Source organism: Sphingomonas sp. NPDC092440 (assembly GCF_044754985.1).
In the GTDB taxonomy this organism is placed as follows: Bacteria; Pseudomonadota; Alphaproteobacteria; order Sphingomonadales; family Sphingomonadaceae; genus Sphingomonas.
Window position 1 is genome coordinate 202336 of record NZ_JBIVQA010000001.1, and the last position, 26773, is coordinate 229108.

A 26773-nucleotide genomic window follows, 5' to 3' on the forward strand; every position below is an offset into this window, starting at 1 on the left:
TGCCGCCGCGACTCGGCACGCCGGGCGCCATCCGAGACCGTGGAGGGATCCCATGTGTGACGAGCTGACCGCCGCCGACAATGCGCGTTTCCTGCTGACACGCCGCGAATTCGGCGCCGGCGCCGCTGCCGCCGGCGTCGCGGTGCTGCTGCCGGCCCCGGCCGATGCGGCCGAGATCGCGGGACGCGATGTCGTCATTGCCACGCCGGACGGCGCCTGCGACGCCTATTTCGTCGCGCCCGCGACCGGCAGGCATCCCGCCGTGATCGTATGGCCGGACATTTTCGGGTTGCGGCCCGCCTTTCGCCAGATGGCGGACCGGCTCGCCCAGTCGGGCTATGCGGTGCTCACCGTCAACCAGTTCTACCGCTCCACCAAAGCGCCCTTCGTCACGCCCGGCCAGGGCTTTGACGACGCGCTCCGGGCCAAGGTCGGCCCCTGGCGCCAGCTGCTCACGCCCGATGCGACCACGCGCGACGCCAAGGCCTTTGTCGCCTGGGTCGACCGGCAGAAGGAAGTCGACGCCAAGCGCGGCATCGGCAGCACCGGCTATTGCATGGGCGGCCCGATGGTCATGTACACCGCTGCCGCGGTGCCCGCGCGGGTCCATGGCGGCGCGACCTTCCATGGCGGCGGGCTCGCGGCCGAGGGGCTGATCGCGCTGGTGCCCCAGATGAAGGCGCACTGGCTGATCGCCATCGCCGAGAATGACGACGCCCGCGCGCCGGAGGACAAGGACAAGCTCAAGGCCGCCTTCGCCGCCAGCAGCCAGCCGGCCGAGATCGAAGTCTACAAGGGCACGATGCACGGCTGGTGCCCGCCGGACAGCCAGGTCTATAACGCGGAGCAGGCCAATCGCGCCTGGGAGCGCCTGCTCGCCACCTTCGCCACGCTTTGAACGGCGCTTGACGCGATCGATTGATTTGTTCACTTTATGTTCGATTGATCCGGAGGGAAATCATGACAGGCGATCTGATCTTCTACACCCATCCCCAGTCGCGCGGGCGCATCGTCCGCTGGGCGCTGGAGGAGGCCGGCGCATCCTATGAGACGCAGGTCGTCGAATATGGCACGACGATGAAGGGCGAGGATTATCTGGGCATCAATCCCATGGGGAAAGTGCCGGCGATCGTCCATGGCGGCCATGTCGTCACCGAATGTGCCGCGATCTGCGCCTATCTGGCCGAAGCCTTTCCGGCGGCGGGCCTCGCCCCCGATGCGAGCGAGCGCGCCGATTATTATCGCTGGCTGTTCTTCGCCGCCGGCCCGGTCGAGCAGGCGGTGACCAACCATGCCGCCCAGTTCGTCCCCAGGCCGGAGCAGGGCCGCATGTTCGGCTATGGCAATTACGAGCTGACGGTGGACGTGCTGGAAAAGGCCGTCTCGGCGCATCCCTATATCGCCGGCGACCGCTTCACCGCGGCGGACATCTATGTCGGCTCGGCGATCGGCTGGGGCACGATGTTCGGCACGCTGCCCAAGCGCGAAGCGTTCCTGGACTATTTCGGCCGGCTGAGCGGGCGCGAGGCCTATCAGCGCGCCTCGGCCAAGGACGATGCGCTGGTGGCGGAGCTGCAGCCGGCACAGGCGCCGGCCTAGGGCGGATCGACATTTGGGATCTGTATCGAGCGCGCCTTGCCGGCGGAGGAAAGGCCGTTCCCCGGCGAAGGCCGGGGCCCAGTTGCGACGCCGTTCGAGAGGTTCTCGTGCCTGGCCGGATGCGCCGAGACTGGCCCCCGGCCTTCGCCGGGGAACGGGAAAGCCCCTTCCCACTATATGGCGATCCGTCCTAGCCGATCCTTTTGGTCGCCCCGATAGGAGGCCGGGACGCCGGAAGGCGAGTGGGGGAAGACTCGATCAGCAAACCTGTCATCCCCGCGAAGGCGGGGATCCAGGGTAATGCGGGATAGTGGCGCCACCACGCGAACGCTTTCCGGAGAGGGCGTGACTTGCCGCACTTGCTCCGCGCCTGGCCCTGGATCCCCGTCTGCGCGAGGATGACGATGGAGAATATGGGGCCCCGGCCCGGAAGTTTTCGCATTGGGCACAAGACACCGCGGACCCCGGCTCAAGGCCGGAGTGGCGAGGTACATGTGCGGTCCGCCCGAGCGCCGCTATCCGCTCACAGCTTGTAGAAGCGCACGGCATTGTCGTGGAGGATGTCCTGCTTCTGCGCCTCGGTCAGGAAGGCCGCGCTCTCGATCCCCTCGATCGCGAGGCCGATCGCGTCGGGCCAGTACATATGGTCCGATCCGAACATGATGCGCTTGGAGAAGCCCGAGTCCACGAAGGTTCGCAGATAGGTGTGAAAGGCGGGGCGCGGCAGCAGCCAGTCGATCGCGCCGGTGTCGATGTTCACGTTCGGATAGAGCATCAGCATCGCGATCGTGTCGTCGAGATAGGGCCAGCCGCCATGCATGATGTTGAGGCGCAGCTTGGGATGGCGATTGAGCGCCTCCTCCACCAGCTCGGGATTGCCGAAGCGGGCCCGCGCTGAAGTGCAGCAGGGATCGAAGCTGGTCCCCGCCGGCATGGTGCCGGTGTGGAGCGCGACGGGCACGTCGAACTCCTCGGCCAGCGCGAGATAGGGGTCGTATTTGGGGTCGCTGAGCGACAGCCCGGCATATTGCGACGTCACTTCGCCCAGCACCTTGAGCCTGCCGTCCGCAAAGGCCTTGCGGAGCACCTCGATCGGCGGCAGCGGCGTGTCGTCCGAGCCGCGGATCCCTGCGCCGGCGACGAAGCGATCGGGGTCGCGATCGTGCCAGTCGATCGCCGCCTGGAGCCGGTCGCCATCGCCGCCGCTCACCACGCCCTTGACGACATTGTGCTTCTGCATCTCGGCGATGCAGGCGGCGAGATGGTCGGCGCCGGTCCGGATCGGGCTCTTGAAACCCGAGATCGGATTGGTGACCGGGGCGGGAAGCTGCATCGTCGCGGGATAGGCGTGCATATGGACGTCGATGACGGGGCGTCCGATCGCGGGCGCGGCCGCCGCGCCCGGCAACAGGGCATAGGCGGCCCCGGCGCCGCCCAGCTTCAGAAAATCCCTGCGACCGATACTCATGACGATCCTCCCTGACAGCTCCGTTCGCACGCCGGAGTCGCGCCTCTGAATCGCAATTCGGGGGCGTGGCTGTCCATGCGGTTCGTCCCGCCGGCGGCGCGTTCGTCACAAATCGCGGATGCGCGTGGGTGATCGCGTGGGTGATGTTGTGCCGGCGATGGGCGGGCAGGTTGGCGGTTGGACGGGGACTCCCGCTCTCCGCCGTCATCCCGGCCTTGCGCCGGGATCCCGCTTCTGCTTCCGTCAGCAAGGCAGCGGGACCCCGGCGCAAGGCCGGGGTGACGAAGGAAGCATAGGAGTCCCCGCCCTAGCGGGGCTTCGCTTCCAGCTGCTCCATCCGCGCCGGCAGTTCGGCCATCACGGCGTCGCGATCGGCCTGGTCGGTCTCGCTCCAGCGGGCGATCTCCTCGAGCGTGCGGCCGCAGCCGATGCACCAGCCCGTGGCTGCGTCCATCACGCAGATGCTGACGCAGGGGCTTTCGATGATGGGTACATATTCGATCATCGCGTCCAGCGGGCCAGCCAGTCGGCCATTTCCTGGGGTTGCATGATACGGGCGTCGCCCAGGCCGAGAATGTCGTCGCGGTTGCGGACCTTGCCGGTGCGCGGATCGATCACCAGGATCGCCGGCACCGCTTCGAGCGAGGCCGCGCCGAAGCGCCGCGGCAGATCCAGGTTGCGATCGAACATGCCGATGTCGATCTGGACCAGCACGAAATTACGCGTCACCCAGCCGCGCATCTCGGGCAGGGCGAGCACGCCGGCCAGCACGCGGCAATCGACGCACCAGTTCGCGCCGAAATCGAGGAGCGGCTTGCCCGATCGCTTCGCGCCGGCGAGCGCGGCGTCGATGTCGCGGCGCGCGTCGCGCCCGGGATCGTAGGGCGCGGACAGGGGGAGGGGCAGCTGGTCGAGCGTGCGGGCCGCGAGCCGGGGTGCCGCGCGCTGGGCCGGCGCCGCGCCGGGCAGCATCGCCGCCGCCAGCGCGAGAGCCAGCCCGGCCCGCCGGATCATTCGGCCAGCGTGTAGTTCAGGAAATCGGGGATCGGGCCGTTCCAGCCCTCGTCCGGCCCGTCGTCGCGCTCGTCGCGGCGGCGGTTGCGGTCGCGGTCGCGGCGCGGCTGCTCGTCGCGAGCGCGGGTCTCGCGGACCGGCTCCTCGCGCCGTGCCTCCTCGCGCCTGGGCTCTTCCTTTCGGGCGCGCGGCTTGCGCGCCTTGTCCTCGTCACCCTTGCGCCGGCGGCCGCGGGGTGCTTCCGCGGGCTCTTCCTCTTCGGACGGAGCGGGCGCGTTGCGCAGCTTCACCCGCTCGATCTTCTGGCCGGTGAGCTTCTCGATATTGGCGACGTTCTCGGCGTCTTCCTTGGTCACCAGCGTATAGGCGGTGCCGGTCGCGCCGGCGCGGCCGGTGCGGCCGATGCGGTGGACATAATCGTCCGGATGCCAGGGCGCGTCGAAATTATAGACGTGGCTCACGCCCTTGATGTCGAGCCCGCGCGCGGCGACGTCCGAGGCGACCAGGATGTTCACATCGCCCTTCTTGAACCGCTCCAGCTCGGCGAGGCGCGCCGGCTGGTCCATGTCGCCATGGATCTCGGCGGAACGGATGCCGTGGCGTTGCAGGCTCTTGTTGAGCTCGCGCACCGTGGTCTTGCGGTTGCAGAAGACGATGCCGGTCTGCACGTCCTCGGCATCGAGCAGCGCGCGCAGCGTCTCGCGCTTCTTCATCGTGGTGGTCTCGATGAGGAACTGCGTGATGTTGGTGTTGGTCGTTGCCGGGCGGGCGACCTCCACGCGCTTGGGATCGTTGAGGAACTTGTCCGCCAGCTTCTTGATCACCGGCGGCATCGTCGCCGAGAAGAGCAAGGTCTGCCGTTCCTTGGGCAGCTTGGTGCAGATCTCCTCGATATCGGGGATGAACCCCATGTCGAGCATCCGGTCCGCCTCGTCGATCACGAGCAGGCTGCAGCCGTTGAGCAGGATCTTGCCGCGGCCGAACAGGTCCATCAGCCGGCCCGGCGTGGCGATCAGCACGTCGACGCCCTTTTCGAGCGCCTTCACCTGGTCGCCCATCTGCACGCCGCCGATCAGCAGGGCCATGGAGAGCTTGTGGTGGGTGCCGTATTTCTCGAAATTCTCGGCGACCTGGGCGGCCAGCTCGCGCGTCGGCTCGAGGATCAGCGAGCGCGGCATCAGCGCGCGGGTGCGCCCTTCGCCGAGGATGTCGATCATCGGCAACACGAAGGCGGCGGTCTTGCCCGTGCCCGTCTGGGCGATGCCGACCAGGTCCTTGCCCATCAGCACGGGGGGAATCGACTGGCGCTGGATGGGTGTGGGCTCGGTATAGCCCGCATCGGTCACTGCGCGCAGAAGTTCGTCAGAAAGGCCGAGATCGGCAAAGCTCATGCAAATTTCCGGAAAATCGGCGTGGCAGGTCCACGCGCGAAGCCTTCACGCGCTTGCGGATTTATCGGGGAAAGTCAAGCGCGGAGGTGCTCAACGCTCCAGCGCGAGCGTCCTGAAGTCCTCCACGTCGCAGGAACGGCCCGCCCGGGTACGGATCGAATCGCGTCCGGCGCAGATCTTCTGGTCCTTGTTCGTCTTCACGTAGAAGCCGTTATAGAAGCCGAGCGCCTGGCATTTGCGCCCCAGCTTGGCGCGCAGCAGCGAGCCGTCGCGCAGCACCAGGTCGACGCTGTCCTGGGTGTTCACGCCCGCGAAGCCGGAGATGTCCTGCACCTTCACACAGTCCTTCGCCTTCTTCTCGACCACATGGGGAGCGCGGCGCACGATGATGGTCGCGCTGCTGGTGATGGTGACGCGCGGCACCTGGATCGTCACGCGCTGCTGCTCTTGCTGAAGGTTCAGGGTAACCGCTTTCCAGTCGGGCACGCCTGCGGGCGCCGCGGCGGGCGCGGCGACGAGAAGCAGCAGGCTGGATGCGACCAGGAACGGATTCGGCATTTCGCGTTGGTTATGTACGTTGCAGGTTTGAACAGTGGATGAACTGACACCGGTCGTGCTAGCCCAAAAATGCTATGACACCAGCCCAGCAGCAGCTCGTCGATACCATCCTGGAACGCTTCGGCCCCAAGACGGTGACCACCGATCCCCATGTGATCGAGCCCTGGGAGTCGGACTGGCGCGGCCGCTACCATGGCAGCGCGCCGGCGCTGCTCTCGCCCGGATCGACCGAGGAAGTCGCCGCGATCGTCCGCCTTGCCGGCGAGCTGGGCGTGAAGATCGTGCCCCAGGGCGGCAATACCGGCATGGTCGGCGGCGCGACGCCGCCGGCGGACGGCTCGGCGCTGCTCCTCTCCACCCGGCGGATGAACCGGATCCGTTCGGTCGACACGGCCGGCAATCTCGCGGTGGTCGAGGCCGGGGTGATCCTCGCCAATTTCCACGCCGCCATGGCCGAGCAGGGCCGCCGCTTCCCGCTCACGCTGGGCGCCAAGGGCAGCGCGACGATCGGCGGGCTGGTCTCCACCAATGCCGGCGGCACCCAGGTGCTGCGCTTCGGCAACATGCGCCACCTCGTGGCGGGGGTGGAGGCGGTGCTGCCCGACGGCTCGATCCATGAAGGGCTCGTGCCGCTCAAGAAGGACAATCGCGGCTACGACCTCACCCAGCTGCTGATCGGCGCGGAAGGCACGATCGGCATCGTGACCGCCGCGACGCTGCGCCTCTATCCCGCCATCGTCGAGCGCGCCGCCGCCTGGGTGGGCGTCGCCGATCCCGAGGACGCGCTCCGCATCCTGCGCCTGATGGAGGCGCGCACCGGCACGATCGAGAGCTTCGAGATCATCCCGGGCGAGATACTGGGCCATGTCCTCAGCCATATTCCCGGCACCCGCTCGCCGCTGGCCGGCGAGCATGCCTGGCACGTGCTGATCGAATCGGTGGCGACCGAGCCGGGCGCCGAGCCGCCCGCGGCCCTGCTCGAGCGGCTGCTCGTGCCCGTGTTCGAGGCGGGCCTGGCCGAGGACGCGGTGATCTCGACCAGCGAGGCCCAGGTCGAGGCCTTCTGGCACATCCGCGATTCGATCTCGGAGGCCGAGCGCGCGCTGGGGCCGGCGATGCAGCATGACATCTCGGTGCCGGTCGACAAGATGCCGCGCTTCATGCTCGCGGCCGCGGCCGAGGCCGAGCGGCGCTTTCCCGGCACCCGCGCCACTGCCTTCGGGCATCTGGGCGACGGCAATGTCCATTTCCACGTCCGCGCGCCGCAGGGCGCCGATCGCGACGCCTGGTATGCCGGCGACGGGCCGGCGGTGAGCCGTCTCGTCTACGACATGGTGGTGGCCGAGGGCGGTTCGATCTCCGCCGAACATGGTATCGGACAGATGAAGCGCGCCGAACTGGAGCGTTTGAGCCCGCCTTCGCGTATCGCGGTACTGAAAGCGATCAAATCGGCACTGGATCCCCGCGGAATCCTGAATCCCGGCAAGCTGGTAGCGCTTGCGCCCGAGGCTGACACCCCATAGACCCTCGCCCCGGGATTCCAGACATCAGCATTTTTAGTTCCCAGGAGATTTAGGATGGCTTCCGCCCCGCAGCAGTCGCTGCCTCTGTTCTACAACGAGCTTCAGCCGCTCTCGAGCCAGCAGCACGCCGATTTCAAGATTCGCGCCGCCGACAAGGCGCCGTTCCTCGCCAAGCAGCACGCGGTGCCCGTCACCGTCGAGGAATTCCCGCTGGTGCAGCGCTTCATGCCGATCGTCTTCTCGCAGGGCGAGGAGCCGGTGCCGCTGGCGCTGATGGGCCTGAACGAAGGCATCAACACCTTCTTCGACGAGGATGGCGCGCTCAACGAGACGAACTTCTACGTCCCGGCCTATATCCGCCGCTATCCGTACCTGCTGGCGCGCCTGCGCCCGGACAGCGACGAGCTGTCGCTGTGCTTCGATCCGACTTCGGACACGGTCGGCGCGTTCGAGGAGGGCGAGGCCCTGTTCGTCGACGGCCAGCCGAGCGACACCACCAAGAACATCCTGCAGTTCAACGAGCAGTTCGAGCAGGCTGGCGCCCGCACGGGCCAGTTCATGCAGGAGCTCAAGGAGCTCGACCTGCTGATCGACGGCGAAGTGACGATCCAGCCGGACGGCGCCGCCCAGCCCTTCGTCTATCGCGGCTTCATGATGGTCGACGAGAACAAGCTCAATGAGATGCGCGGCGACCAGCTGCGCAAGATCGTGCAGAACGGCATGCTGCCGCTCATCTATGCGCATCTCTTCTCGCTGGGCCTGATGCGCGACATCTTCGGCCGCCAGCTGCGCCAGGGCAAGATGCCCGAGCCGCAGCTCGTCCAGCCGAACGCCTGATCGTGATGGGGCGCGGCGATCGATACAGCCGGGGGGCGATCGCCTTCCACTGGACGATCGCCGCGCTCGTCCTGTTCAACCTGATCGTCGGCCTGTTCCACGACGCGATGCCGCGGGCGTGGGGCGTGATCCCGATCCACAAGTCGGTCGGCATCGCCGTGCTGGTGCTCACGCTGGGCCGGATCGGCTGGCGACTCACCCACAAGCCGCCGCACCTGCCGGAATTGCTGCCGGCCTGGGAGAAGGCGACCGCGCATACGGTCCACTTCATCCTCTATGCGCTGCTGCTGGTCCTGCCGGTCAGCGGCTGGCTGCTCTCCTCCAATCCCGAGCGTCCGCGCCCGATCAACTGGTTCGGGCTGTTCGAGATCCCGGTGCTGCCCGCCACGCCGGGCATCGCCCATACCGCGCACGAGGCGCACGAGCTGCTCGGCTATCTGATGGCGGCGCTGGTGGTGATTCACATCGCCGCGGCGCTGCGCCACCATTTCATCCTGCGCGACCGGGTGCTGGCGCGCATGCTTCCAGGGGCGCACCGGCTCGGCTGATCGCGCGTTGAAAACGGTTTCTCGCGACCCCTTGAACTATCCGACCCCTCACTTATATTTGATTTGTACGGCGTCGTGTCCCCCCTTTCGCGAGGCCGTACGGCACGCCCTCGGGCGTGTCTCCTCCCTGAACCTTGGCCACCTCGTGGGTAACCACGAGGTGGTTTTTTATGTGCCGCCTTGCCGCCGGCCCCTGATAGGAATCGGGCATGGACTGGTTCTCGAAATGGTTCTGGCTCTGGCCGTCGCTGCTGGGGTGTCTCGTGCTTGGGCGAGGTGTGGTCGCGGTTGTCCGGCGTCGTGTCCTGGTGTTTCGCAACCCCGATCCCGATGCGGCAATTTACCGGGAGTATGAACCCGGGCTCTATTGGCTGCTGGTGACGGCGCATTTCCTGATGACCGGCCTGTTTTTCTGGATGGCCGGGTACAAGGTTCCCTGACCGGCGCTATTCCGCCGCGATCGCCCCCGGTAGCGCTTCGTCCGCCACCGCGTCGATCAGGTCGCGCAGCAGCCGCACCGCGGTCGCCAGTCCCGGGCCCGGCTGGTCGAGTGCCGAATCGAGATAGAGCGACCGATCGAACTCGAGCTGGATCGCGTGCACGCCGCGACGCGGATCGCCGTGGCGCTCCAATATGTGGCCGCCCGAATAGGGTGTGTTGGCCATGGTGCGGATGCCGTGCGCGCGCGCCACGCCTTCGATCCGCCCCAGGAAGCGCCCCGCCGCCGATTTGCCGAACCGGTCCCCCGGCACGAGCCGCGCTGCCGTCGCCGGATTGCCGAGCGGCGGCATCGAATGGACGTCGAGCAGCACCGCCACGCCGAATCGCGCCCGTGCCGATGCCAGCGCGGCGGCGATGGCGGTGTGCCAGGGGCGGTGGTCGGCATGGATGCGCTGCTGCACTTCGTCGGCACTCAGCCGGCGCTGCCAGATGTCGCCTGCGTTTCCCGCCCGGCGCGGCACCAGCCCCAGTCCGGAGCGGAGCTTGGCCGACAGCGGGGCGCCATGCGTCCAGGCGCCGTCGTCGAGCCGCGGGTCGCGCTCGTGCTCGGCGCGGTTGAGGTCGATCCAGGCGCGCGGGCGGGTGGCGACGAACAGCGTCTCGTCGCGCCGGGCGGCAAGGGCGATCGCGTCGGCATGCCGGTCCTCGAGCCCGTGCAATGCCGCCAGCGGCACGCGCAGCGCCGCGCGCAGCGCGTCGGGATAGGCGCGCCCGGCATGCGGCACGGACAGGATCACCGGGCTCCGCGGCTCGGCGGGGCCATGGCGGACGAAGGATTCTCCGATCACGACGTCATGACTATGCGCGCCATCGCGCTGCCGCAATGGCATGGAATGGGATAAGGGCGGAAAATCTTAAGGGCTTCGGGTATAGGATGGGGTCCTGTCGATTTCGAGTGGGGGAACATGATCCGGATTCTGCTGGCCGAGGATGACCGCGTGATGCGGGAATACCTGACCCGGGCGCTCGAGCGTTCGGGCTATGCGGTCAGCGCGGTCGATCGCGGCACCGCGGCCATACCGCTGCTCGAGGGCGAGCGGTTCGACCTGCTGCTCACCGATATCGTGATGCCGGAAATGGACGGCATCGAGCTGGCCCAGAAGGCGAGCGAGATCGCGCCGGACATGCGGGTGATGTTCATCACCGGCTTCGCGGCGGTGACGCTCAAGGCGGGCAAGCAGGTGCCCCAGGCGCGCGTGCTCTCCAAGCCCTTTCACCTGCGCGACCTGGTGCTCGAGGTGGACCGGCTGTTCGAGGCGGAGAATGCCGGGTTCAATTGAGGTTTCCGACTCTGGCGGTGCCGGATGGGGGAACGGACCGGTGCCGCAAAAACTGAAAACCATGCTTGCGCGGGTTTGTGTTGCCCGCTAAAGGCCCGCTTCCCGTTTCGGCCGACAGGCCAATGGGCGCGTAGCTCAGTGGTAGAGCACTGTGTTGACATCGCAGGGGTCGCAAGTTCAATCCTTGCCGCGCCCACCATATAGAAAAGCCGCCAGGTCATCGATCTGGCGGCTTTTTTGATGTCCCGCGCTGGTGCTGCGCCGCGCTTTGGCGCATCCTGGCCCGCATGCGGGAACAAGCTTCGGAATATGATTGGGCGGGCGGCCGCGGTGCCCAGTGGCGCGACCGGCTCGACGGCATGGAGGCGATGCTCGCGCCCATCGACGCGCCGTTCGTGGCGGCGCTGGCGCTGGATGCGCCCTGCCGCATCGCCGAGATCGCCTGCGGCGGCGGCGGCACGGCGCGCGCCATCGCCGCGGCGGCGCCCGCCGGCAGCGACATCACCGGCTTCGACATCTCGCCCGATCTGGTCGCCGCCGCCACGGCGCGGGCCGCCGCGGTGGCCCACTTCGTCGAGGCCGATGTCGCGACCTATCGGCCAGAGCGGCAGTTCGATCGGCTCGCCTCGCGCTTCGGCGTGATGTTCTTCGACGATCCGGCGGCCGCTTTCGCCAATCTGCGCCACTGGCTGGCGCCGGGCGGGCGGCTGGCCTTCGCGGTCTGGGGCCCGGCGGCCGAAGTCGGCTTCATGGCGGAGATCCGCGCGGCGGTCGCCTCGGTGATCGAGCTGCCCCCTGCCGATCCCGATGCGCCCAGCCCGGTCCGCTACGGCGATCCCGGGAAGCTGATCGCGCTGCTGGATGCCGCCGGTTTCCGGGACGCCGCCAGCCGCGGCTGGCACGGCGCGCTGCCCGTGCCCGGCGCGACGCCCGAGGCGGCGGCCGATTTCCTGCTCGCCTCTTCGTCGATGGCGGCGCCGCTGCTCGGCGCGCCGCCCGCCCGGCGCGAGGCGGCCTGCGCCCGCCTGGCGGAGGCCTGTGCCGGCCATTGGGAGGATGGCGGCGTCCGCATGCCGGTCCGGGTGGAGATCGTCACCGCCGCCGGTTAGGGCGGGGACTGATATCCCTTTCTTGTCGTCCCCGCGCAGGCGGGGATCCAGGGCCAAGAGCAAGGGCCAAGCGGCTCGTTTCGCCTTCTCCGGCAACGCTGCGCACGATTGCTTCGATTGCCCCACGCTACCCTGGATCCCCGCCTGCGCGGGGATGACGAAACCAGTTTCAAGGACGTGTTCGGGTTCTCGCCCTAGGTTGAGAACCCAAACAAGTATCTGATTTTCTACCGTCATCCCGGCCTTGAGCCGGGATCCCGCTTCTTCCTGCGCTGGGGAGATAGCGGGACCCCGGCGCAAGGCCGGGGTGACGAAGCAAGAATAGGAGTCCCCAACCTAGGCGACGCGCAGTTCCGCCAGAAAGGCATGGACCTGGTCCGACAGGGCATCGGCGCCGACATGGAGCCGCCCCGCCACGTCGCGCATCGCCCGCGCCTGGTCCGAGGCATCGCGCGAGGTGCCGCCGATCGCCTCGACGTCGCGCTGGATGCCGGTGCTCGCATGCACTGCCTCGTCCACGTTGCGCGCGATCGTCCGCGTCGCTTCCTCCTGCCGGGCGACCGCGCTTTCCACGGCGTCGGCCAGCGCCGCCATCGCGCCGATCGCCTGCTCGACTCGGTTGTGCCCCGCGGCGACCTCGTCGATCCCGCCGCGGATCTCGCGGACATGCGCGGTGATCCGGTCGGCGGCGATGCCGGTCTGGGTGGAGAGCTGCTTCACTTCGTTCGCCACCACGGTGAAGCCGCGCCCCGCCTCGCCGGCGCGCGCCGCCTCGATCGTCGCGTTGAGCGCGAGCAGGTTCACCTGCCGGGCGATGTCGCTGATCAGCCGGATCACCGAATCGATCGATTGCGCCGAATGGAGCAGGTCGCGGGTGCGCGCGCTCCCGGTCTCGACCAGCTGCGAGACCGCCGCCGCCGCCTGGCGCGCATCGCTGGTATTATGGGCGATGCCGGCGAGCGCGCCGGCCAGGTCGCGCCCGCGCGCGGCGATCTCCGCCATGTTGTCGCTCGTCTGCGAGGCGGCGGTCGCCACCGCCAGGGCGCGGTCGCCCACGCCGCTCGCCCGGTCCGCCGTCAGCACCGCGCCATCCTCGAGCGCGGTGGAGAGCAGGCCCATGTCGCGCGACAGCGCTTCCACCTGCGCCTCGAAGCGCTTGCTTGCCGCTTCGATCCGCGCCGCGCGTTCCACCTGGGCGCGCGCCATCGCCACTTCGCGCTCGGCCGCGAGATGGACGAGCCGGCGGTTGTTCATCGTCGCCTGCACCCGGCCGCCCCGGGTCAGGATCATTCCTTCCGATCCGCCCGAGGCGCGATAGCGTTCCATCAGCCGGCCGAGATCGTCGGTCATCTCGGCAACGGGGCAGGCGCGGACATAGCGCGACACCGCGGCGCCATAGGAAGGGTTGCGCATCAGCGCATGGCCGAAGGGATTGAGCAGCAGCCGCCGCACGTCCTTCTCGAAGATCGCGCCCAGCGGACGCGCGTGCGCGTCGACGATCGCCACCAGCCGCAGCTCGGGATCACTGCCGAACAGCTCGGCCGCCCGCCACATCGTGTCGGTGAGCGTCAGCAATGGCGGATTGAGCTCGCGCTCGGTAAGCCAGGTGCCGCCTGGGGCGGGCAAGGGATCGGCCAAGGACATCCCCCGCCGGATAGGGCGCGGTTGGTAAATGCGCGCTTAGCCCAGCGTTACAGTACCGAGACAAAGCGCTTTTTTTCGCGGGTTGCGGGCGATTCCTCGCGAAAATCGCGCCACCGGCTGTCACCTTGTTGTCATATGGCGGTGCCTAGGGCGGGACATGAAGCTCAGCATCGAGAATCTGGCCCTGAGCCATGGCGAGCGCCGCGTGCTCGACGGCGTGGATGCGGTGCTCGCGCCGGGCAAGGTGACGGCGATTCTCGGCCCGGCCGACGCGGGCAAGGCCGTGCTGCTGCGCGCGCTCGCCGGCCGCGCCGATGCCGATGCCGGCCATGTCCGGCTGGGCGGGCGGCTGATCGGCCGGCTGGGCCGGGCCGAGCGCGCCCGGGCGATCGCGCTGGTCGAGCATCATGGTGGCCGCCGCCGGTTCGGCCGGGGCCCCGCCGATCTTGCCGCCGCGCTGGCCGCGCGTCCGGCCTGGCTGCTCGCCGGGGATCCACTGAGCGCACTCGATCCGGCCGCGCAATTCGCCCGGATCGAGCAGCTGCGCGCGGCCGCGGACCAGGGAATGGGCATCGTCGTCACGCTCGCCGATCCCGTCCTCGCCGCCCGCCTGGCCGATGCGGTGCTGCTGCTCGGCGGCGGTCGCATGATCGCCTTTGGCGTGCCCGGCGACGCGCTCGCCCATCAGCCGCTGCGCGCGGCGTTCGGCGTGGAGGTGATGGTGATCGGCGATGCGCAGGGCCGGTTGCTCCCCGTGCCGATCGGCTGCGCAGAATAGTCCTCGCTTCCCTGCAAGGGAGGGGCGAGGGTGGGTGGCGTTGCGGCGATACCGTGGTCGCAGGGATGCGGCGCCGTATCGCGTACATCGATCCACCCCCGGCCCCTCCCTTGCCGGGAGGGGAGTTGATGTGCCACTGCGTAATTAAATTACACACTGAGTCGGGCCGGCAGAGTCCGCAGGAGAGCGAAATGCGTAACATCGACCATGTTATTGTCGGCCATGACGGCGGTGCCGGCGCCCGCACTGGAGACGTCTTCAATCCGAACACCGGCCAGGTGCAGGCCCGGGTGCAGCTCGGCACCCAGGCCGATCTCGACAAGGCCGTCGCCGCCGCGCTCGCCGCCCAGCCCGGCTGGGCCGCGACCAACCCGCAGCGCCGCGCCCGCGTGATGTTCGCGTTCAAGGCGCTGGTCGAGAAGCACATGGACGAGCTGGCGCACCTGCTCAGCTCCGAGCATGGCAAGGTGATCGCCGACGCCAAGGGCGACATCCAGCGCGGCCTGGAAGTGATCGAATTCGCCTGCGGCATCCCGCACGTGCTGAAGGGCGAATATACCCAGGGCGCCGGCCCCGGCATCGACGTGTACAGCATGCGCCAGCCGCTCGGCATCGGTGCGGGCATCACGCCGTTCAACTTCCCGGCGATGATTCCGATGTGGATGTTCGGCGTCGCCATCGCGTGCGGCAATGCCTTCATCCTCAAGCCCAGCGAGCGCGATCCCAGCGTGCCGGTGCGCCTCGCCGAGCTGATGCGCGAGGCCGGCGCGCCGGAGGGCATCCTCCAGGTCGTGCACGGCGACAAGGAAATGGTCGACGCGATCCTCGATCATCCGGCGATCGCGGCGGTCAGCTTCGTCGGCTCGTCGGACATTGCGCATTATGTCTATCGCCGCGGCGTCGAGGCCGGGAAGCGCGTCCAGGCGATGGGCGGCGCCAAGAATCACGGCATCGTCATGCCCGATGCCGATCTCGACCAGGTGGTGGCGGACCTGTCCGGCGCCGCCTTCGGCTCGGCGGGCGAGCGCTGCATGGCGCTGCCGGTGGTGGTGCCGGTGGGCGACAAGACCGCCGATGCCCTGCGCGAGAAGCTGATCCCGGCGATCGCGGCGCTGCGGGTCGGCGTCTCCACCGATGCCGAGGCGCATTACGGCCCGGTGGTGAACGCCGCCCACAAGCAGCGCGTCGAGAACTGGATCCAGACGGGCGTGGACGAAGGCGCCGAGCTGGTGGTCGACGGGCGCGGCTTCCAGCTCCAGGGCCATGAGCAGGGCTTCTTCATCGGGCCGAGCCTGTTCGATCGCGTCACGCCGGACATGCAGGCGTACAAGGAAGAGATTTTCGGACCCGTCCTCCAGATCGTCCGCGCGCCCGATTTCGAGACCGCGCTGCGGCTGCCGAGCGACCATCAATATGGCAACGGCGTCGCCATCTTCACCCGCAACGGCCATGCGGCGCGCGAATTCGCGGCGCGCGTCAATGTCGGCATGGTCGGCATCAACGTGCCGATCCCGGTGCCGGTCGCCTATCACACCTTTGGCGGCTGGAAGCGCTCGGCGTTCGGCGACACCAACCAGCACGGCATGGAAGGCGTGAAGTTCTGGACCAAGGTGAAGACCATCACCCAGCGCTGGCCCGATGGCGGCGGCACCGGTGACAGTGCCTTCATCATCCCGACGATGGGCTGATCCATGCTCGCCCTCGGGGCAGGGCTGCTCCTTGCACTGGCCGGTAGCGGCCAGCATGGGGTCGTGGACGGGCCGGGCCGCTTCTGCGGTTACGGCCCGGTCATCGATCTGCGCGCGGGCGAGCGGATCAAGCTGGGCCAGGGCGGCATCCATAGCGGCCGGTTCCGCTGGAAGGGTGCGTTCGGCAGCCTGGACGTCACAGGTATCCAATGGGGCAGCCCGCCCTCGGGCGAGGGGCGCAAGCAGCCCACGGCCGCGGGGCAGACTCTGTTCGAGGCGTGGCGCGAGGGTGGCCGCCATGTCGTGGCGATCTGGAACGGCAGCCACGGCGTCGCCTATTTCCGCTCGTCCCGCCGGTTCACGCCCGCGCAGTTGGCCGCGATCGAACGGGTATCGCTGTTCGACGAGGCCGGCCCCGCGCCGGAAGGGTGCAAGCTGAGGACGGTCTTTGTCTGGGAATGATCGGTCAGGTCCTGGCCGCGACTTCACGCTTTCCCTTCCCGAACCACGGCACTGCCGCCGCCGCGAAGGCTTCGTGGTAGCGCGGGTGCTCGGTGCCCATCCAGCGATCCCACCAGGTGAAGTAGAGCCCGAAATTATGCCCGCCGCCGCTATGGTGCAGGTCATGATGCGTCGCAGTGGTCAGCCAGGCGGTGAGCGGGAAGCGCGTGAATCCCGGCGGCATCAGCTCGTGCCCCGAATGGCCGAGCACGTTGCGGCCGATCTGGTGGAGCAGGAAGGCGAGCACCGTGATCGCGTGCATCGGCGCGAACAGCAGGAAGAGCGGCAGGAACATGCCCTCCAGCACGCCCTCGATCGGCGCGAAGCTATAGGCGGCCCAGGGCGTCGGCGTGCGCGACTTGTGATGGGTCAGGTGGGCGCGGCGGAACATCGCCCGGGTGTGCAGCCCGCGATGCATCCAGTAGAAATAGGCATCGTGCGCGATCACGATCGCCACGAACTCCAGCGCCGCCTGCCACCAGGGCGGGGCGGCGAAGGCGAGATGGATGATCCCCGCCTGGTTCATCGCCAGCGTGGCGATGCTCCACAGCGCGAAGATGCCGACCGAGAGCATCGAATGGCGGAACTCGCGGGCCCGGTCGCCCCGGGCGGGCGGGCGTTTCTGGATGCGCCGGGCCGCGGTCCAGCGCGCGCCGGCCCAGAGGATGGCGGTCATCCCGCCGGCGGCGACGAGATAGCGGGCCAGTTCGACGGCGAAGCTGTGCGCGCCGTGCGCGGCGAGCGGTACGATCCAATGTTGCATGTCGCATCCTCGAAAGCGGATGCCGATCTGCTAGGCCGCGGCGCCGCGCCGGTCCCGCCGCGCCCGGAAAATGCCGCGCATTTCCGGAATCGATCAGCCTTTTTCGGGATCGAGGATCGCCGCGCGCCGATATTCGCTGGGGCTGGTGCCGGTGGCGTCGCGAAAGGCGCGATTGAACGGGGCGAGGCTGCCATAGCCCAGGTCCATCGCCAGGGTGAGCACGGGCAGGTCCACTCGGGCCGGGTCGCTCAGCCAGGCCCTGGCATCGGCGATGCGGTGCGAATTGAGGAAGTCCGAGAAGTTGCGATAGCCCAGCCGCTGGTTGATCAGCGCGCGCAGCCGATGCTCGGGCACGCCCAGCTTGCCGGCGAGCACGCCGATGCCGAGCCCGGGCTCGCGATGGACATGGGCGGCCATCGCCGCGTCGAGCTTCTGCTTGAGCACATGCTCGGCCGGCGACAGCGGCGGGCGTATGGGCTGCGGCGCGGCCCTGTCGAACAGCAGCTCGGCATTGGCCGAGAGCATCGCGGCGCCGAACGCCAGGATCGCGATCAGCGCGGTGCCCGACTGGAGCAGCATCAGCCAGATATCGGTGCGCAGCAGGTCATACACGCTCTCCACCACCACGATGCCCAGGGTCTGCACGCCCACCACGATCACGAAGCCCAGCCGGAACATCCGGCGCTTCTCGCTCAGATCGTCGCCGCGATTGGCGATGGCGATGACGATGGCATGCACCGCGAGCAGGAAGGCGATGCCGTGCTGCACCGCGCCCGCCGCCACGGGCCGCTGATGGGTCACGTACAGCGCATGGGTGAAGAGCAGCCAGTCGATCAGCGTCACCCCCAAGGCAAGCGCGAACAGGCGCCTGTCGACGGGCCGCTCGAAGATCAGATGGGCGAACACCCACAGTGCCAGCGGGGCGTTGAGCGAGAAGAGCTGGATCACCGGCCAGGCCGCCGAGCGCCACAGCTGCAATGCGGGCGAGACGATGGCGAGATAGGCCGCCACGCACACCAGCAGCGCGATCGTCGCGCGGCGGATCGGCGCGGGCGCGCCGCTGCGGCCCGCCACCAGCGCCATCAGCAGCAGCTGGCCGACGCCCATCAGCCGCATCGCCGTATCGATAAGCAACAGCCGCTCCATGCGCAGCCTTATGGCGCCGCCCTCCGCCAGCGTCTATTGGCGGAGACGGCTGGAACCAGGGGGGAAGGGCGATGACCGGGTTGCGCTTCGTGCTCAAGGCGATGATCGCCTGCATCGCGCTGGCGATGGTGGTGCCGGGCAAGCGCACGATCAGCGTGATCGCGTCGACGCCGCCCCAGGCGGCCAAGCGCATCGCGCTCAGCTTCGACGACGTGCCGCGCGGCCGCGGCGCCTTCCTCACCCCCGACGAGCGCACCGCGCGCCTGGTCGAGATCTTTCGCTCGCGCCACGTGCCGCAGCCGGTCTTCTTCCTCAATCCCAACCGGATCGTCCATTTCGGCGACGGGATCGACGCGCCGAAGCGCATCGCCGCCTATGTCGCCGCCGGCGGGGTGCTCGCCAACCACACCAACACCCATCCGAAGCTGTCCAAGGTGACGGCCGACATCTTCCTCGCCGATATCGACCGGGCCGAGGCCTATCTGAAGACCCAGGGCAAGGCATACCGCCCCTGGCTGCGCTTCCCCTATCTGGACGAGGGCGGGCCCGACAGGGCGAAGCGCGACGCCGTCCGCGCCGGCCTGGCCGCGCGGGGGATGATGAACGGCTATGCGACGATCGACGGCTCGGACTGGAACATGGAGGGCCAGGCCATCGCGGCGCGCAAGGCGGGCAAGGCCATCGACATGGACGCGCTGCGCGACCTCTATGTCGAGACGCATGTCCGGTCCGCCGATTTCGGCGACGAGCTGGCCCGCCGCGCGCTCGGCCGCTCGCCGGCGCACGTCCTGCTGCTGCACGAGACCGACATGGCCGGGCTGTTCCTGGGCGACCTGATCGACGCGCTGCGCCAGGACGGCTGGGAGATCATCGGCGCGGACGAGGCCTATGCCGATCCGATGCACCGCGAGCGCCCGGACGTCGCCTGGACGGCGGGCACGATGATCGAGCAGATCGCCTGGGAGAAGAAGCTCGCCAAGCCGCGTTGGTACGAGCGCAACGATGTCAAGGTCGCCAATGCGCTCTTCGCCGAGCGGGTGCTGCACGAGAAGCTGGGGGCGGGGAAATGATCCTCGCCTCCTGTTCAGCCCTATTTGCTCCCCGGCCTTTGCCGGGGAACCGTGTCGTTTCCACCCTTCCGGATCGCCGTCCGGCCCAAGGATCCTTTCATGACTGACCAGTTCGAACTCACCGACGACCAGCGCGCCATCCAGGAGATGGCCCGGAAATTCACTGCCGACGCGATCACGCCGCACGCGGCGGAGTGGGACGAGAAGCACATCTTCCCGCGCGACACGATCCGGGCCGCGGCCGAGCTGGGCTTCGCCTCCATCTATGTCTCGGAAGAGAGCGGCGGCATCGGCCTGGGCCGGCTCGAGGCGGCGTTGATCATGGAGGCGATGGCCTATGGCTGCCCCTCGACCAGCGCCTTCATCTCGATCCACAACATGGCGAGCTGGATGATCGACCGCTTCGGCAGCCAGGCGGTCAAGGACAAATATCTGCCTTCGCTGATCACGATGGAGCGGATCGCCTCCTATTGCCTTACCGAGCCGAGCTCGGGCTCGGACGCCGCCGCGCTCAAGACGCGGGCGGTGCTGGACGGCGATCACTATGTCGTCAGCGGCTCGAAGCAGTTCATCTCGGGTGCCGGCGAGAACGAAGTCTATGTCACGATGGTCCGCACCGGCGAGGAGGGCCCCAAGGGCATTTCCTGCCTGGTGATCGAAAAGGACATGCCCGGCGTGTCCTTCGGCGCGAACGAGCGCAAGCTGGGCTGGCATTCGCAGCCCACCCGCCAGGTAAGCTTCGACAATGTCCGCGTGCCGGTGGCGAACCGTATCGGGGGCGAAGGCGAGGGCTTCCGTTTCGCCATGATGGGCCTCGATGGCGGCCGGCTGAACATCGGCGCCTGCTCGCTCGGCGGCGCCCAGCGCTGCCTGGACGAAGCGGTGCGATACACCCGGGAGCGCCAGCAGTTCGGCAAGCCGATCGCGGATTTCCAGAACACCCAGTTCGTCCTTGCCGACATGGCGACCGAGCTGGAGGCGGCGCGGGCGCTGCTCTATCTCGCCGCCGCCAAGGTGACGTCGGGCGCGCCGGACAAGACCAAATTCGCGGCCATGGCCAAGCGGTTGGCGACCGACACCGGCAGCTCGGTGGTCGATCGCGCGCTCCAGCTGCACGGCGGCTATGGCTATCTGATGGACTATCCGATCGAGCGTTTCTGGCGCGACCTGCGCGTCCACTCGATCCTCGAGGGCACCAACCAGGTGATGCGGATGATCGTCGGCCGGGAGCTCACCCGCCAGTGAGCCTCGCGTCAGATGGGACGGACCATGATGGCCTCCAGCCCCTGCGAGCCCATCTTGGCTTCGAATTCCAGGCGCTGGCCCTCGACGAGCTGCGCGAGGCCCGCCGCGCGCAGCGTCGCGAGGCGGATGATCACGTCCTCCTTGCTCCCGTCGTGCGTGATGAAGCCGATGCCCTTGTGCATGTTGTACCACTTCGTCGTGCCGGTTCCGGTCATGGCGTATCTCTCTCTCGTGTCGCGGCGAGGCTATGGCCCCGCGTGTGGGCGGGCAATCCGATGAAGGACGAAAATGGACGCTGAAGTCATCCTCCAGGCCGAAGGCAAGGCGGGCCGCATCCGGCTCAACCGCCCCAAGGCGATCCATGCGCTCAACACCGGCATGTGCGCGGCGATGCTCGGCGCCCTGACGGCATGGCGAGAGGACCCGGCGGTGGAGATCGTTCTGATCGACCATGCGGAAGGGCGCGGCTTCTGCGCCGGCGGCGACATCCGCATGATCGCGACGAGCGGCGCGGGCGACGGCAGCCAGGCGCGCGACTTCTTCCGGGTCGAGTATCGGCTGAACCATGCGCTGTTCACCTATGCGAAGCCGATCGTCGCCTTCATGGACGGCATCACCATGGGCGGCGGCGTCGGCATCTCGCAGCCGGCGCGCTACCGGGTGGCGACGGAGAACACGCGATTCGCCATGCCCGAGACGGGTATCGGCCTGTTCCCGGACGTGGGCGGCGGCTGGTATCTCTCGCGCCTGCCGGGGAAGATCGGCGAGTATCTCGCGCTGACCGGCCACCGGCTCGACGGTGCCGAGTGCCTCGCGCTCGGCCTCGCCACCCATTATCTGCCCGCCGCCGCGCTCGACGGGGCCAAGGCGCGCATCGCCGCCGATCCGGCATCGGTCGAAGCGGTTCTCGCCGAACTGTCGATCCCGGCGCCCGACGCGAAGATACGCGCCTTGCAAGGCATCATCGACCGGCTCTTCGCCGCCGATACGGTGGAAGGCGTGTTCGCCGCGCTCGCGGCGGATGGCGGCGAATGGGCCGCCGCCCAGCTCGCGACGCTCCGCAGCAAATCGCCCCAGTCGATGAAGGTCTCGCTCCGTCTCGTCCGCGAGGGCCGGTCGAGGGACAGCTTCGCCGAGGAGATGGCGCAGGAATTCGCCATTGGCGGCCGCGTTGCGCAAAGCCATGATTTCATCGAGGGCGTCCGCGCGCTGATCGTGGACAAGGACAATGCGCCGAGCTGGAATCCCGCGACGCTCGAAGGCGTCAGCGATGCGGCGGTCGATGCGATCTTCGCGCCGCTGCCCGCGGGCGAGGCATGGACGCCGGCATGAATCGCTGTCCTACCGCCCCTGTCCCATGGCATGGCCATGGCATGATCGCAGCGCCCTTCCTCATGTCCGTTTGCTTGCCCGGCAGCCTTGAGGGCCCGGGGGGAGCCGCGTGCGATGATGTCGGGACTTTTGAGACTTTCCGCGCCGCCACGGCGCCATGGAGGAAGCTTTGACCGCTTACGAAACCATCCTTGTCGAGCAGCGCGGCGGCGCCACGCTGGTCACGCTGAACCGCCCCCAGGCGCTCAATGCGCTCAACAGCCAGGTCCTGTCCGAGCTGCTCGACGCGATGAAGGCGTTCGACGCCGATCCGTCGCAGGGCTGCGCGGTGATCACCGGCAGCGAGAAGGCCTTCGCGGCCGGGGCGGATATCAAGGAGATGCAGGCCCAGGGCTTTGCCGACATGTACGGCCATGACTTCTTCGCCGGCTGGGATGCGTTCACCCGCACCCGCAAGCCGATCATCGCCGCGGTGGCGGGCTATGCGCTGGGCGGCGGCTGCGAGCTGGCGATGATGTGCGACTTCATCCTGGCGGCGGACAGCGCCAAATTCGGCCAGCCCGAGATCAAGCTCGCCGTCTCGCCGGGCATGGGCGGCTCGCAGCGCCTCACGCGCGCCGTCGGCAAGGCCAAGGCGATGGAGATGTGCCTCACCGGCCGGATGATGGATGCCCAGGAAGCCGAGCGCGCCGGGCTGGCCAGCCGCATCCTGCCGGCCGCCGAACTGGTCGAGGAAGCGGTGAAGACCGCGCAAGCGATCGCCGCGATGGCGCCGCTGGCGGTGCTGGCCAACAAGGAGATGGTCAACGCCGCCTATGAGACCATGCTGGCGCAGGGCGTGCAGTTCGAGCGCCGGCTGTTCCACGCGCTGTTCGGCACCGCCGACCAGAAGGAAGGCATGGCGGCGTTCGTCGAGAAGCGCCCGGGGAACTGGACGGGGAAGTAAACTTCTTCTGCTCCCCTTCCGCTTGCGGGAGGGGTCGGGGGAGGGGCTTTAAATTCCGGGGAGGGGTAGACAGGCCCTCCCCTAACCCCTCCCGCAAGCGGAAGGGGAATAAGAAGAGAGGAAGACCAAGTGGCACGCGTAGCATTTATCGGCCTGGGCCATATGGGCGGCGGCATGGCCGCGAACCTTGCCAAGGCGGGGCATGACGTCCGCGCCTTCGATCTTTCGCAGGAGGCGCTCGATCGTGCCAAGGCCGCGGGCTGCCTTCCCGCCGCCACCGCCGCCGAGGCGATCGTGGGGGCCGAGGCAGTGATCACCATGCTGCCGGCGGGCCGGCATGTGGAGGCGGTCTATACCGAAACGCTGCTGGAGAACGCCTCGCCCGGCGCGATCCTGATCGACTGCTCGACGATCGACGTCGACACGGCCCGCCGCATGGCGCAGGCTGCCATCGAGCATGGGCTGATGGCGGTCGATGCGCCGGTCTCGGGCGGCATCGCCGCGGCCAATGCCGGCACGCTCACTTTCATGGTCGGCGGCACCGAGCAGGCGTTCGGCCGGGCGGAGCCTTTCCTGGCGGACATGGGCAAGGCCGTGATCCATGCCGGCGCCAGCGGTGCGGGCCAGGGGGCCAAGATCTGCAACAACATGATCCTGGGCGCGACGATGATCGCCACCTGCGAGGCCTTTGCCCTGGCCGAGAAGCTGGGGCTGGACGCGCAGCGCTTCTACGACATCGCCTCGGTCAGCTCGGGCCAGAGCTGGTCGATGACGAGCTATTGCCCGGTCCCCGGCGTCGGCCCCGAAAGCCCGGCCGACCGCGACTATCAGGGCGGCTTCGCGGCGCCGCTGATGCTCAAGGACCTGAAGCTGGCGCTGGAAGCGGCGGCGAGCGTCGGCGCGAACGTGCCGATGGGCACGCGGGCGGAGCATCTCTACCAGGCTTTCGTCGACGGCGACGGCGCGGGGCTCGATTTCTCGGGAATCATCAAGACGCTGCGGTAGCGCAATTCCTCCCCCAGCTTGCTGGGGGAGGGGGACCGCCGCCGAAGGCGGTGGTGGAGGGGCCGGCGCACCGCGCCGGTGCCGGCAAGCCCCTCCACCACTCGCTTCGCGAGCGGTCCCGCTCCCCGAGACGAGCTCGGGGAGGAATTTTAACGCCTGCGATCGTATCGAAAGGATCATGCGCCTGCCCATCCTCTCGGCCATCGCCCTGATCGCCGCGCCCGCCGCCGCCCAGCAGGAGCGCGCGCCCTTCGTCGTCGCCGAGACCGGCCAGGGCTTCGCACATCTGGACGACGCGGTGAGCGCCGTGCGCGACGGCACCGCGACGATCCTGATCGCGCCGGGCACCTATCGCGAATGCACGGTGCAGACCGGGGGCAGGATCACCTTCAAGGCGGTCCAGCCCGGCACCGCGATCTTCGAGAGCCAGACCTGCGAGGAAAAGGCCGCCTTCGTGCTGCGCGGCCGGGGCTCGGCAGTGGACGGCATCGTCTTTCGCGGCTTCGCGGTGCCCGACGGCAACGGCGCCGGCATCCGCATCGAGATGGGCGACCTCACCGTCACCAATTCGATGTTCCTCGACAGCCAGGAAGGCATATTGGGCGGCGGCCACGAGACGGTGCGCCGCATCGCCATCGACCACACGACCTTTGCCGGGCTTGGCCAGTGCGAGACCGAGAATTGCAGCCACGCAATCTATCTCGCGGTGGATGGCGACGTGGTCGTCACCAATTCGCGCTTCGAGCGCGGCACCGGCGGCCATTACGTCAAGCTGCGCGCCCGCCGGGTGACGATCACCGGCAACAGCTTCGACGACAGCCGGGGCAGCAAGACCAACTATATGATCGACCTGTCCGAGGGCGGCACCGGCCTGATCGCCGGCAACACCTTCGTCCAGGGGACGCGCAAGGAGAACAGCTCGGCCCTGATCGTGGTCGCGGCGGAGGGGCGCACCTATCCGAGCGCGGGCCTGCGCATCGAGGGCAATACGGCCAGCATGGCGCCGGGTGCGCCGGGCAATCCCGCCTTTGTCGCGGACTTCACCGGCCAGCTCGGCACGCTCGGCCGGAACGAGCTGGGGCCGGGCATCCGCATCTTCGAGCGACGGCGGTAGAACTCCCTCTCCCCTTCAGGGGAGAGGGAGAAGTCACTTCACTTGCAGGTGTCGCCCGCACCCGCATCCAGATCCAGGCAGCGCCCGTCGATCTCCACCGGCACCGGCACATGGATCAGCGCCGCGAGCGTCGGGGCGATGTCCACCGTCTCCACCGACAGCGGCTGCTCGAAGCCGGTCATGCCCTTGCGCCAGAACAGGATCGGCACGCGGCGGTCATAGTCCCAGAAGCTGCCATGGGTGGCGATCGAGCCGCCCTCGGTGCCCGCGATCGGCGTGACGCGTGGCTTGAGCGCGATCACCAGGTCGCCCGAGCGCTGCGGATCATAGGAAGCGCGGGCGCGCTCGAGCAGGGTCCAGGTCTCGGGCGGGGTGTGGACGATCGGCGTCGCCGCGATCTGGGCACGGGTGAGCACCGCCTCCACCTGCGGATTGGCCGACCAGCGCTTGATCGCCTCGGCCTGGACGCGGACGCGATCGGCCTTGCTCAGGTCGGGCGCGAGATAGACGTCGCCCGAATTGCCGCCCACCAGCACCGGCCCGGCGATGCCGAGCGCCGCGCCGATCTCCTTGCCCATCGTCTTGGCGTCGAGCCCCTTGGCGACGCGCGCCGCCATCGGCGCGGCATGCTCGCGGTTGCGCTCGGGCATGTCATGGCCGCCATGATCGGCGGTCAGTGCCACGGCATAGTCGATACCGGTCTTGTCGAGCACGGCGAACAGCTTGCCCAGCGTCTGGTCGAGCGAGAGGAGCTGCAGGCACATCTCGCTGCCTTCGGTGCCCAGGGTGTGGCCGACATAATCGGTGGCGGAGGCGCCGACGATCAGCAGGTCGGTATGGCCCGACTGGCCGAGCTTCATGTCGGTGGCGAGGCCGGCGGCCGTCGCCACGATCGCCTCGTCGAACTCGGGCGAGGCGCGGAAGGCGGTGCTGTTGCCGGCGGCGCGGGCGAAGCGGCCGTCGCCGACGCTGCGGTTCGGGTTGAGCTGGAAGGCGCGGCTGCGCGCCTGGCAGAAGGGCGGCAGCTCGAGCGGCTCCTGCGCCTCGCCGATCCGCCTGGTCACATTGGCGTTCATCCGCGTGACCATCGCCGGCTCGGCGCGGCCGGCATAGGAGACGAACGCCTTGCCGTTCCACCACCAGATCTCGTCGGTCTTGTGGCCGCCCATCATCACGGCGGCGCGATCCTTGCCCGCCACCGAGACGACCCGGCTCTGCGGATCGGCGAGCTTCATCCACTCGCCCAGCGTCGGCACCTTCAGATGCTTGTCCGAGACGGTGTAGCTGTTCGAGCTGCTGCCGGGCACGCTCTCGTCCTCGGCGCAATAGACTGTCTTGTCGGCGCGCGGCGCGCCGAAATCGGTCCAGTCATTGGCGATGATCCCGGTCTTCGACGGATGGTCGCCGGTCAGGATCGTCGAATGGCCCGGGCAGGTCTCGGTCGCGGCATGGCTCTGATAGCCCGAGGGGAAGACCGCGCCCGACATCAGCCGGGCGAAGCCGGCGCTGAACTGGGCGCGATATTCCGCGAACAGATCGGCCGAGAACTGGTCGACCGAGATCACCACCACCAGCGACGGCGCGGCGCGCGGCGCCTCGGAGGGGACATTGCGCGCCGGCGCGGTTTCCTGGGCGGCGAGCGGGGCTGCGGCGAGCAGCGCGGCGGCTGCTGCGAGCGGACGGAACGACTTCATGCTTTGGCCACCTCCGGCG

General features: G+C 68.5%; 28 protein-coding genes and 1 tRNA gene. 18 read left to right on the top strand and 11 right to left on the bottom strand.

What is annotated here, in order from left to right; translation table 11 throughout:
• Positions 1 to 52 precede the first annotated feature (52 nt).
• Complete coding sequence (locus ACIQCS_RS00995; protein WP_345850497.1) at positions 53 to 898, top strand: dienelactone hydrolase family protein; 846 nt, start codon at positions 53 to 55, stop codon at positions 896 to 898.
• Positions 899 to 960: 62 nt separating this feature from the next.
• Positions 961 to 1599, top strand: a complete 639-nt coding sequence (locus ACIQCS_RS01000; protein WP_345850498.1) for a glutathione S-transferase family protein — start codon at positions 961 to 963, stop codon at positions 1597 to 1599.
• A 523-nt stretch (positions 1600 to 2122) separates the two neighbouring features.
• Here the strand turns inward: ACIQCS_RS01000 and ACIQCS_RS01005 are convergent.
• The 5 genes from ACIQCS_RS01005 to ACIQCS_RS01025 all read right to left on the bottom strand — a co-directional run bounded on the left by ACIQCS_RS01005 (position 2123) and on the right by ACIQCS_RS01025 (position 6030).
• Positions 2123 to 3067, bottom strand: a complete 945-nt coding sequence (locus ACIQCS_RS01005; RefSeq protein ID WP_345850500.1) for an amidohydrolase family protein — start codon at positions 3065 to 3067, stop codon at positions 2123 to 2125.
• Positions 3068 to 3374: 307 nt separating this feature from the next.
• Entirely contained in the window at positions 3375 to 3572 is a 198-nt protein-coding gene (locus ACIQCS_RS01010; RefSeq protein ID WP_345850502.1) for a DUF1289 domain-containing protein, read from the bottom strand.
• Entirely contained in the window at positions 3569 to 4081 is a 513-nt protein-coding gene (locus tag ACIQCS_RS01015) for a thioredoxin family protein (RefSeq protein WP_345850504.1), read from the bottom strand. The genes ACIQCS_RS01010 and ACIQCS_RS01015 overlap by 4 nt, the downstream gene beginning before the upstream one ends.
• Complete coding sequence (locus ACIQCS_RS01020) at positions 4078 to 5472, bottom strand: DEAD/DEAH box helicase (protein ID WP_345850505.1); 1395 nt, start codon at positions 5470 to 5472, stop codon at positions 4078 to 4080. The genes ACIQCS_RS01015 and ACIQCS_RS01020 overlap by 4 nt, the downstream gene beginning before the upstream one ends.
• A 90-nt stretch (positions 5473 to 5562) precedes the next feature.
• On the bottom strand, positions 5563 to 6030 hold the full coding sequence (locus ACIQCS_RS01025; RefSeq protein WP_345850506.1) for a hypothetical protein: 468 nt from the start codon (positions 6028 to 6030) through the stop codon (positions 5563 to 5565).
• A 74-nt stretch (positions 6031 to 6104) separates the two neighbouring features.
• Here ACIQCS_RS01025 and ACIQCS_RS01030 point away from each other — a divergent pair, with 74 nt between their 5' ends.
• The 4 genes from ACIQCS_RS01030 to ACIQCS_RS01045 all read left to right on the top strand — a co-directional run bounded on the left by ACIQCS_RS01030 (position 6105) and on the right by ACIQCS_RS01045 (position 9378).
• Positions 6105 to 7553 carry an FAD-binding oxidoreductase gene (locus tag ACIQCS_RS01030; protein WP_345850507.1) on the top strand — a complete coding sequence of 483 codons (1449 nt, stop codon included), beginning with the start codon at positions 6105 to 6107 and terminating at the stop codon, positions 7551 to 7553.
• 54 nt (positions 7554 to 7607) lie between these two features.
• Positions 7608 to 8390: a SapC family protein gene (locus ACIQCS_RS01035; protein ID WP_345850508.1), complete on the top strand. Its 783-nt coding sequence runs from the start codon at positions 7608 to 7610 to the stop codon at positions 8388 to 8390.
• A gap of 5 nt (positions 8391 to 8395) precedes the next feature.
• Positions 8396 to 8938: a cytochrome b gene (locus ACIQCS_RS01040; RefSeq protein WP_345850509.1), complete on the top strand. Its 543-nt coding sequence runs from the start codon at positions 8396 to 8398 to the stop codon at positions 8936 to 8938.
• Positions 8939 to 9147: 209 nt separating this feature from the next.
• Positions 9148 to 9378, top strand: a complete 231-nt coding sequence (locus tag ACIQCS_RS01045; protein WP_345850510.1) for a hypothetical protein — start codon at positions 9148 to 9150, stop codon at positions 9376 to 9378.
• Between the two features lie 6 nt (positions 9379 to 9384).
• On the opposite strand, the gene ACIQCS_RS01050 is transcribed toward ACIQCS_RS01045, so the two are convergent.
• Positions 9385 to 10269 carry an N-formylglutamate amidohydrolase gene (locus ACIQCS_RS01050; RefSeq protein ID WP_345850511.1) on the bottom strand — a complete coding sequence of 295 codons (885 nt, stop codon included), beginning with the start codon at positions 10267 to 10269 and terminating at the stop codon, positions 9385 to 9387.
• Between the two features lie 75 nt (positions 10270 to 10344).
• Here ACIQCS_RS01050 and cpdR point away from each other — a divergent pair, with 75 nt between their 5' ends.
• From cpdR to ACIQCS_RS01065, 3 genes are all read left to right on the top strand, one after another.
• Positions 10345 to 10719: a cell cycle two-component system response regulator CpdR gene (gene cpdR / locus ACIQCS_RS01055; protein ID WP_280280359.1), complete on the top strand. Its 375-nt coding sequence runs from the start codon at positions 10345 to 10347 to the stop codon at positions 10717 to 10719.
• Positions 10720 to 10843: 124 nt separating this feature from the next.
• Positions 10844 to 10918, top strand: a tRNA-Val gene (locus ACIQCS_RS01060).
• Positions 10919 to 11006: 88 nt separating this feature from the next.
• Positions 11007 to 11828, top strand: a complete 822-nt coding sequence (locus tag ACIQCS_RS01065) for a methyltransferase domain-containing protein (protein WP_345850514.1) — start codon at positions 11007 to 11009, stop codon at positions 11826 to 11828.
• A 336-nt stretch (positions 11829 to 12164) separates the two neighbouring features.
• Here ACIQCS_RS01065 and ACIQCS_RS01070 read toward each other — a convergent pair whose 3' ends face one another.
• Positions 12165 to 13466, bottom strand: coding sequence for a methyl-accepting chemotaxis protein (locus ACIQCS_RS01070; protein ID WP_401529830.1), 1302 nt, complete (start codon positions 13464 to 13466; stop codon positions 12165 to 12167).
• A gap of 163 nt (positions 13467 to 13629) precedes the next feature.
• Between ACIQCS_RS01070 and ACIQCS_RS01075 the strand changes: the two genes are divergently transcribed.
• The 3 genes from ACIQCS_RS01075 (at position 13630) to ACIQCS_RS01085 (ending at position 16400) form a co-directional block, all read left to right on the top strand.
• Positions 13630 to 14250, top strand: a complete 621-nt coding sequence (locus tag ACIQCS_RS01075; RefSeq protein WP_345850518.1) for an ABC transporter ATP-binding protein — start codon at positions 13630 to 13632, stop codon at positions 14248 to 14250.
• A gap of 191 nt (positions 14251 to 14441) precedes the next feature.
• Positions 14442 to 15938, top strand: coding sequence for a CoA-acylating methylmalonate-semialdehyde dehydrogenase (locus ACIQCS_RS01080; RefSeq protein WP_345850519.1), 1497 nt, complete (start codon positions 14442 to 14444; stop codon positions 15936 to 15938).
• Positions 15939 to 15941: 3 nt separating this feature from the next.
• Entirely contained in the window at positions 15942 to 16400 is a 459-nt protein-coding gene (locus ACIQCS_RS01085; protein ID WP_345850520.1) for a hypothetical protein, read from the top strand.
• 4 nt (positions 16401 to 16404) lie between these two features.
• On the opposite strand, the gene ACIQCS_RS01090 is transcribed toward ACIQCS_RS01085, so the two are convergent.
• Positions 16405 to 17202 carry a sterol desaturase family protein gene (locus tag ACIQCS_RS01090; RefSeq protein WP_345850521.1) on the bottom strand — a complete coding sequence of 266 codons (798 nt, stop codon included), beginning with the start codon at positions 17200 to 17202 and terminating at the stop codon, positions 16405 to 16407.
• A 93-nt stretch (positions 17203 to 17295) separates the two neighbouring features.
• On the bottom strand, positions 17296 to 18336 hold the full coding sequence (locus ACIQCS_RS01095; RefSeq protein WP_345850522.1) for a helix-turn-helix domain-containing protein: 1041 nt from the start codon (positions 18334 to 18336) through the stop codon (positions 17296 to 17298).
• A gap of 83 nt (positions 18337 to 18419) precedes the next feature.
• Here ACIQCS_RS01095 and ACIQCS_RS01100 point away from each other — a divergent pair, with 83 nt between their 5' ends.
• Both ACIQCS_RS01100 and ACIQCS_RS01105 read left to right on the top strand, forming a co-directional pair.
• A complete protein-coding gene (locus ACIQCS_RS01100) occupies positions 18420 to 19418 on the top strand; it encodes a polysaccharide deacetylase family protein (protein ID WP_345850523.1) in 999 nt (332 codons plus the stop codon).
• 99 nt (positions 19419 to 19517) lie between these two features.
• Complete coding sequence (locus tag ACIQCS_RS01105; RefSeq protein WP_345850526.1) at positions 19518 to 20663, top strand: acyl-CoA dehydrogenase family protein; 1146 nt, start codon at positions 19518 to 19520, stop codon at positions 20661 to 20663.
• An 8-nt stretch (positions 20664 to 20671) separates the two neighbouring features.
• On the opposite strand, the gene ACIQCS_RS01110 is transcribed toward ACIQCS_RS01105, so the two are convergent.
• Positions 20672 to 20878: a cold shock domain-containing protein gene (locus ACIQCS_RS01110; RefSeq protein ID WP_345850527.1), complete on the bottom strand. Its 207-nt coding sequence runs from the start codon at positions 20876 to 20878 to the stop codon at positions 20672 to 20674.
• A gap of 73 nt (positions 20879 to 20951) precedes the next feature.
• On the opposite strand from ACIQCS_RS01110, the gene ACIQCS_RS01115 reads away from it, so the two are divergent.
• The 4 genes from ACIQCS_RS01115 (at position 20952) to ACIQCS_RS01130 (ending at position 25060) form a co-directional block, all read left to right on the top strand.
• Positions 20952 to 21995, top strand: a complete 1044-nt coding sequence (locus ACIQCS_RS01115) for an enoyl-CoA hydratase/isomerase family protein (RefSeq protein WP_345850528.1) — start codon at positions 20952 to 20954, stop codon at positions 21993 to 21995.
• Positions 21996 to 22164: 169 nt separating this feature from the next.
• Positions 22165 to 22941 carry an enoyl-CoA hydratase gene (locus ACIQCS_RS01120; RefSeq protein WP_345850529.1) on the top strand — a complete coding sequence of 259 codons (777 nt, stop codon included), beginning with the start codon at positions 22165 to 22167 and terminating at the stop codon, positions 22939 to 22941.
• A gap of 129 nt (positions 22942 to 23070) precedes the next feature.
• The gene (mmsB, locus tag ACIQCS_RS01125) at positions 23071 to 23946 is read left to right on the top strand and encodes a 3-hydroxyisobutyrate dehydrogenase (RefSeq protein WP_345850530.1); all 876 of its coding nucleotides are present in this window, start codon (positions 23071 to 23073) and stop codon (positions 23944 to 23946) included.
• Positions 23947 to 24124: 178 nt separating this feature from the next.
• Positions 24125 to 25060 carry a right-handed parallel beta-helix repeat-containing protein gene (locus ACIQCS_RS01130; RefSeq protein ID WP_345850531.1) on the top strand — a complete coding sequence of 312 codons (936 nt, stop codon included), beginning with the start codon at positions 24125 to 24127 and terminating at the stop codon, positions 25058 to 25060.
• A 38-nt stretch (positions 25061 to 25098) separates the two neighbouring features.
• Here ACIQCS_RS01130 and ACIQCS_RS01135 read toward each other — a convergent pair whose 3' ends face one another.
• Positions 25099 to 26754 carry an alkaline phosphatase family protein gene (locus tag ACIQCS_RS01135; protein ID WP_345850532.1) on the bottom strand — a complete coding sequence of 552 codons (1656 nt, stop codon included), beginning with the start codon at positions 26752 to 26754 and terminating at the stop codon, positions 25099 to 25101.
• Between the last annotated feature and the right edge of the window lie 19 nt (positions 26755 to 26773).

Excerpts from the sequence above, each read along its gene's own strand:
- ACIQCS_RS01020 (WP_345850505.1), bottom strand. The coding sequence starts at position 5,472 with ATGAGCTTTGCCGATCTCGGCCTTTCTGACGAACTTCTGCGCGCAGTG.
- ACIQCS_RS01110 (WP_345850527.1), bottom strand. The coding sequence starts at position 20,878 with ATGACCGGAACCGGCACGACGAAGTGGTACAACATGCACAAGGGCATC.
- ACIQCS_RS01080 (WP_345850519.1), top strand. The coding sequence starts at position 14,442 with ATGCGTAACATCGACCATGTTATTGTCGGCCATGACGGCGGTGCCGGC.
- ACIQCS_RS01025 (WP_345850506.1), bottom strand. The coding sequence starts at position 6,030 with ATGCCGAATCCGTTCCTGGTCGCATCCAGCCTGCTGCTTCTCGTCGCC.
- ACIQCS_RS01075 (WP_345850518.1), top strand. The coding sequence starts at position 13,630 with ATGAAGCTCAGCATCGAGAATCTGGCCCTGAGCCATGGCGAGCGCCGC.
- ACIQCS_RS01010 (WP_345850502.1), bottom strand. The coding sequence starts at position 3,572 with ATGATCGAATATGTACCCATCATCGAAAGCCCCTGCGTCAGCATCTGC.
- ACIQCS_RS01045 (WP_345850510.1), top strand. The coding sequence starts at position 9,148 with ATGGACTGGTTCTCGAAATGGTTCTGGCTCTGGCCGTCGCTGCTGGGG.
- ACIQCS_RS01105 (WP_345850526.1), top strand. The coding sequence starts at position 19,518 with ATGACTGACCAGTTCGAACTCACCGACGACCAGCGCGCCATCCAGGAG.
- ACIQCS_RS01065 (WP_345850514.1), top strand. The coding sequence starts at position 11,007 with ATGCGGGAACAAGCTTCGGAATATGATTGGGCGGGCGGCCGCGGTGCC.
- ACIQCS_RS01100 (WP_345850523.1), top strand. The coding sequence starts at position 18,420 with ATGACCGGGTTGCGCTTCGTGCTCAAGGCGATGATCGCCTGCATCGCG.
- ACIQCS_RS01090 (WP_345850521.1), bottom strand. The coding sequence starts at position 17,202 with ATGCAACATTGGATCGTACCGCTCGCCGCGCACGGCGCGCACAGCTTC.
- ACIQCS_RS01000 (WP_345850498.1), top strand. The coding sequence starts at position 961 with ATGACAGGCGATCTGATCTTCTACACCCATCCCCAGTCGCGCGGGCGC.
- ACIQCS_RS01050 (WP_345850511.1), bottom strand. The coding sequence starts at position 10,269 with ATGCCATTGCGGCAGCGCGATGGCGCGCATAGTCATGACGTCGTGATC.
- ACIQCS_RS01135 (WP_345850532.1), bottom strand. The coding sequence starts at position 26,754 with ATGAAGTCGTTCCGTCCGCTCGCAGCAGCCGCCGCGCTGCTCGCCGCA.
- ACIQCS_RS01005 (WP_345850500.1), bottom strand. The coding sequence starts at position 3,067 with ATGAGTATCGGTCGCAGGGATTTTCTGAAGCTGGGCGGCGCCGGGGCC.
- ACIQCS_RS01030 (WP_345850507.1), top strand. The coding sequence starts at position 6,105 with ATGACACCAGCCCAGCAGCAGCTCGTCGATACCATCCTGGAACGCTTC.
- ACIQCS_RS01115 (WP_345850528.1), top strand. The coding sequence starts at position 20,952 with ATGGACGCTGAAGTCATCCTCCAGGCCGAAGGCAAGGCGGGCCGCATC.
- cpdR (WP_280280359.1), top strand. The coding sequence starts at position 10,345 with ATGATCCGGATTCTGCTGGCCGAGGATGACCGCGTGATGCGGGAATAC.
- ACIQCS_RS01130 (WP_345850531.1), top strand. The coding sequence starts at position 24,125 with ATGCGCCTGCCCATCCTCTCGGCCATCGCCCTGATCGCCGCGCCCGCC.
- ACIQCS_RS01035 (WP_345850508.1), top strand. The coding sequence starts at position 7,608 with ATGGCTTCCGCCCCGCAGCAGTCGCTGCCTCTGTTCTACAACGAGCTT.
- ACIQCS_RS01015 (WP_345850504.1), bottom strand. The coding sequence starts at position 4,081 with ATGATCCGGCGGGCCGGGCTGGCTCTCGCGCTGGCGGCGGCGATGCTG.
- ACIQCS_RS01040 (WP_345850509.1), top strand. The coding sequence starts at position 8,396 with ATGGGGCGCGGCGATCGATACAGCCGGGGGGCGATCGCCTTCCACTGG.
- ACIQCS_RS00995 (WP_345850497.1), top strand. The coding sequence starts at position 53 with ATGTGTGACGAGCTGACCGCCGCCGACAATGCGCGTTTCCTGCTGACA.
- ACIQCS_RS01085 (WP_345850520.1), top strand. The coding sequence starts at position 15,942 with ATGCTCGCCCTCGGGGCAGGGCTGCTCCTTGCACTGGCCGGTAGCGGC.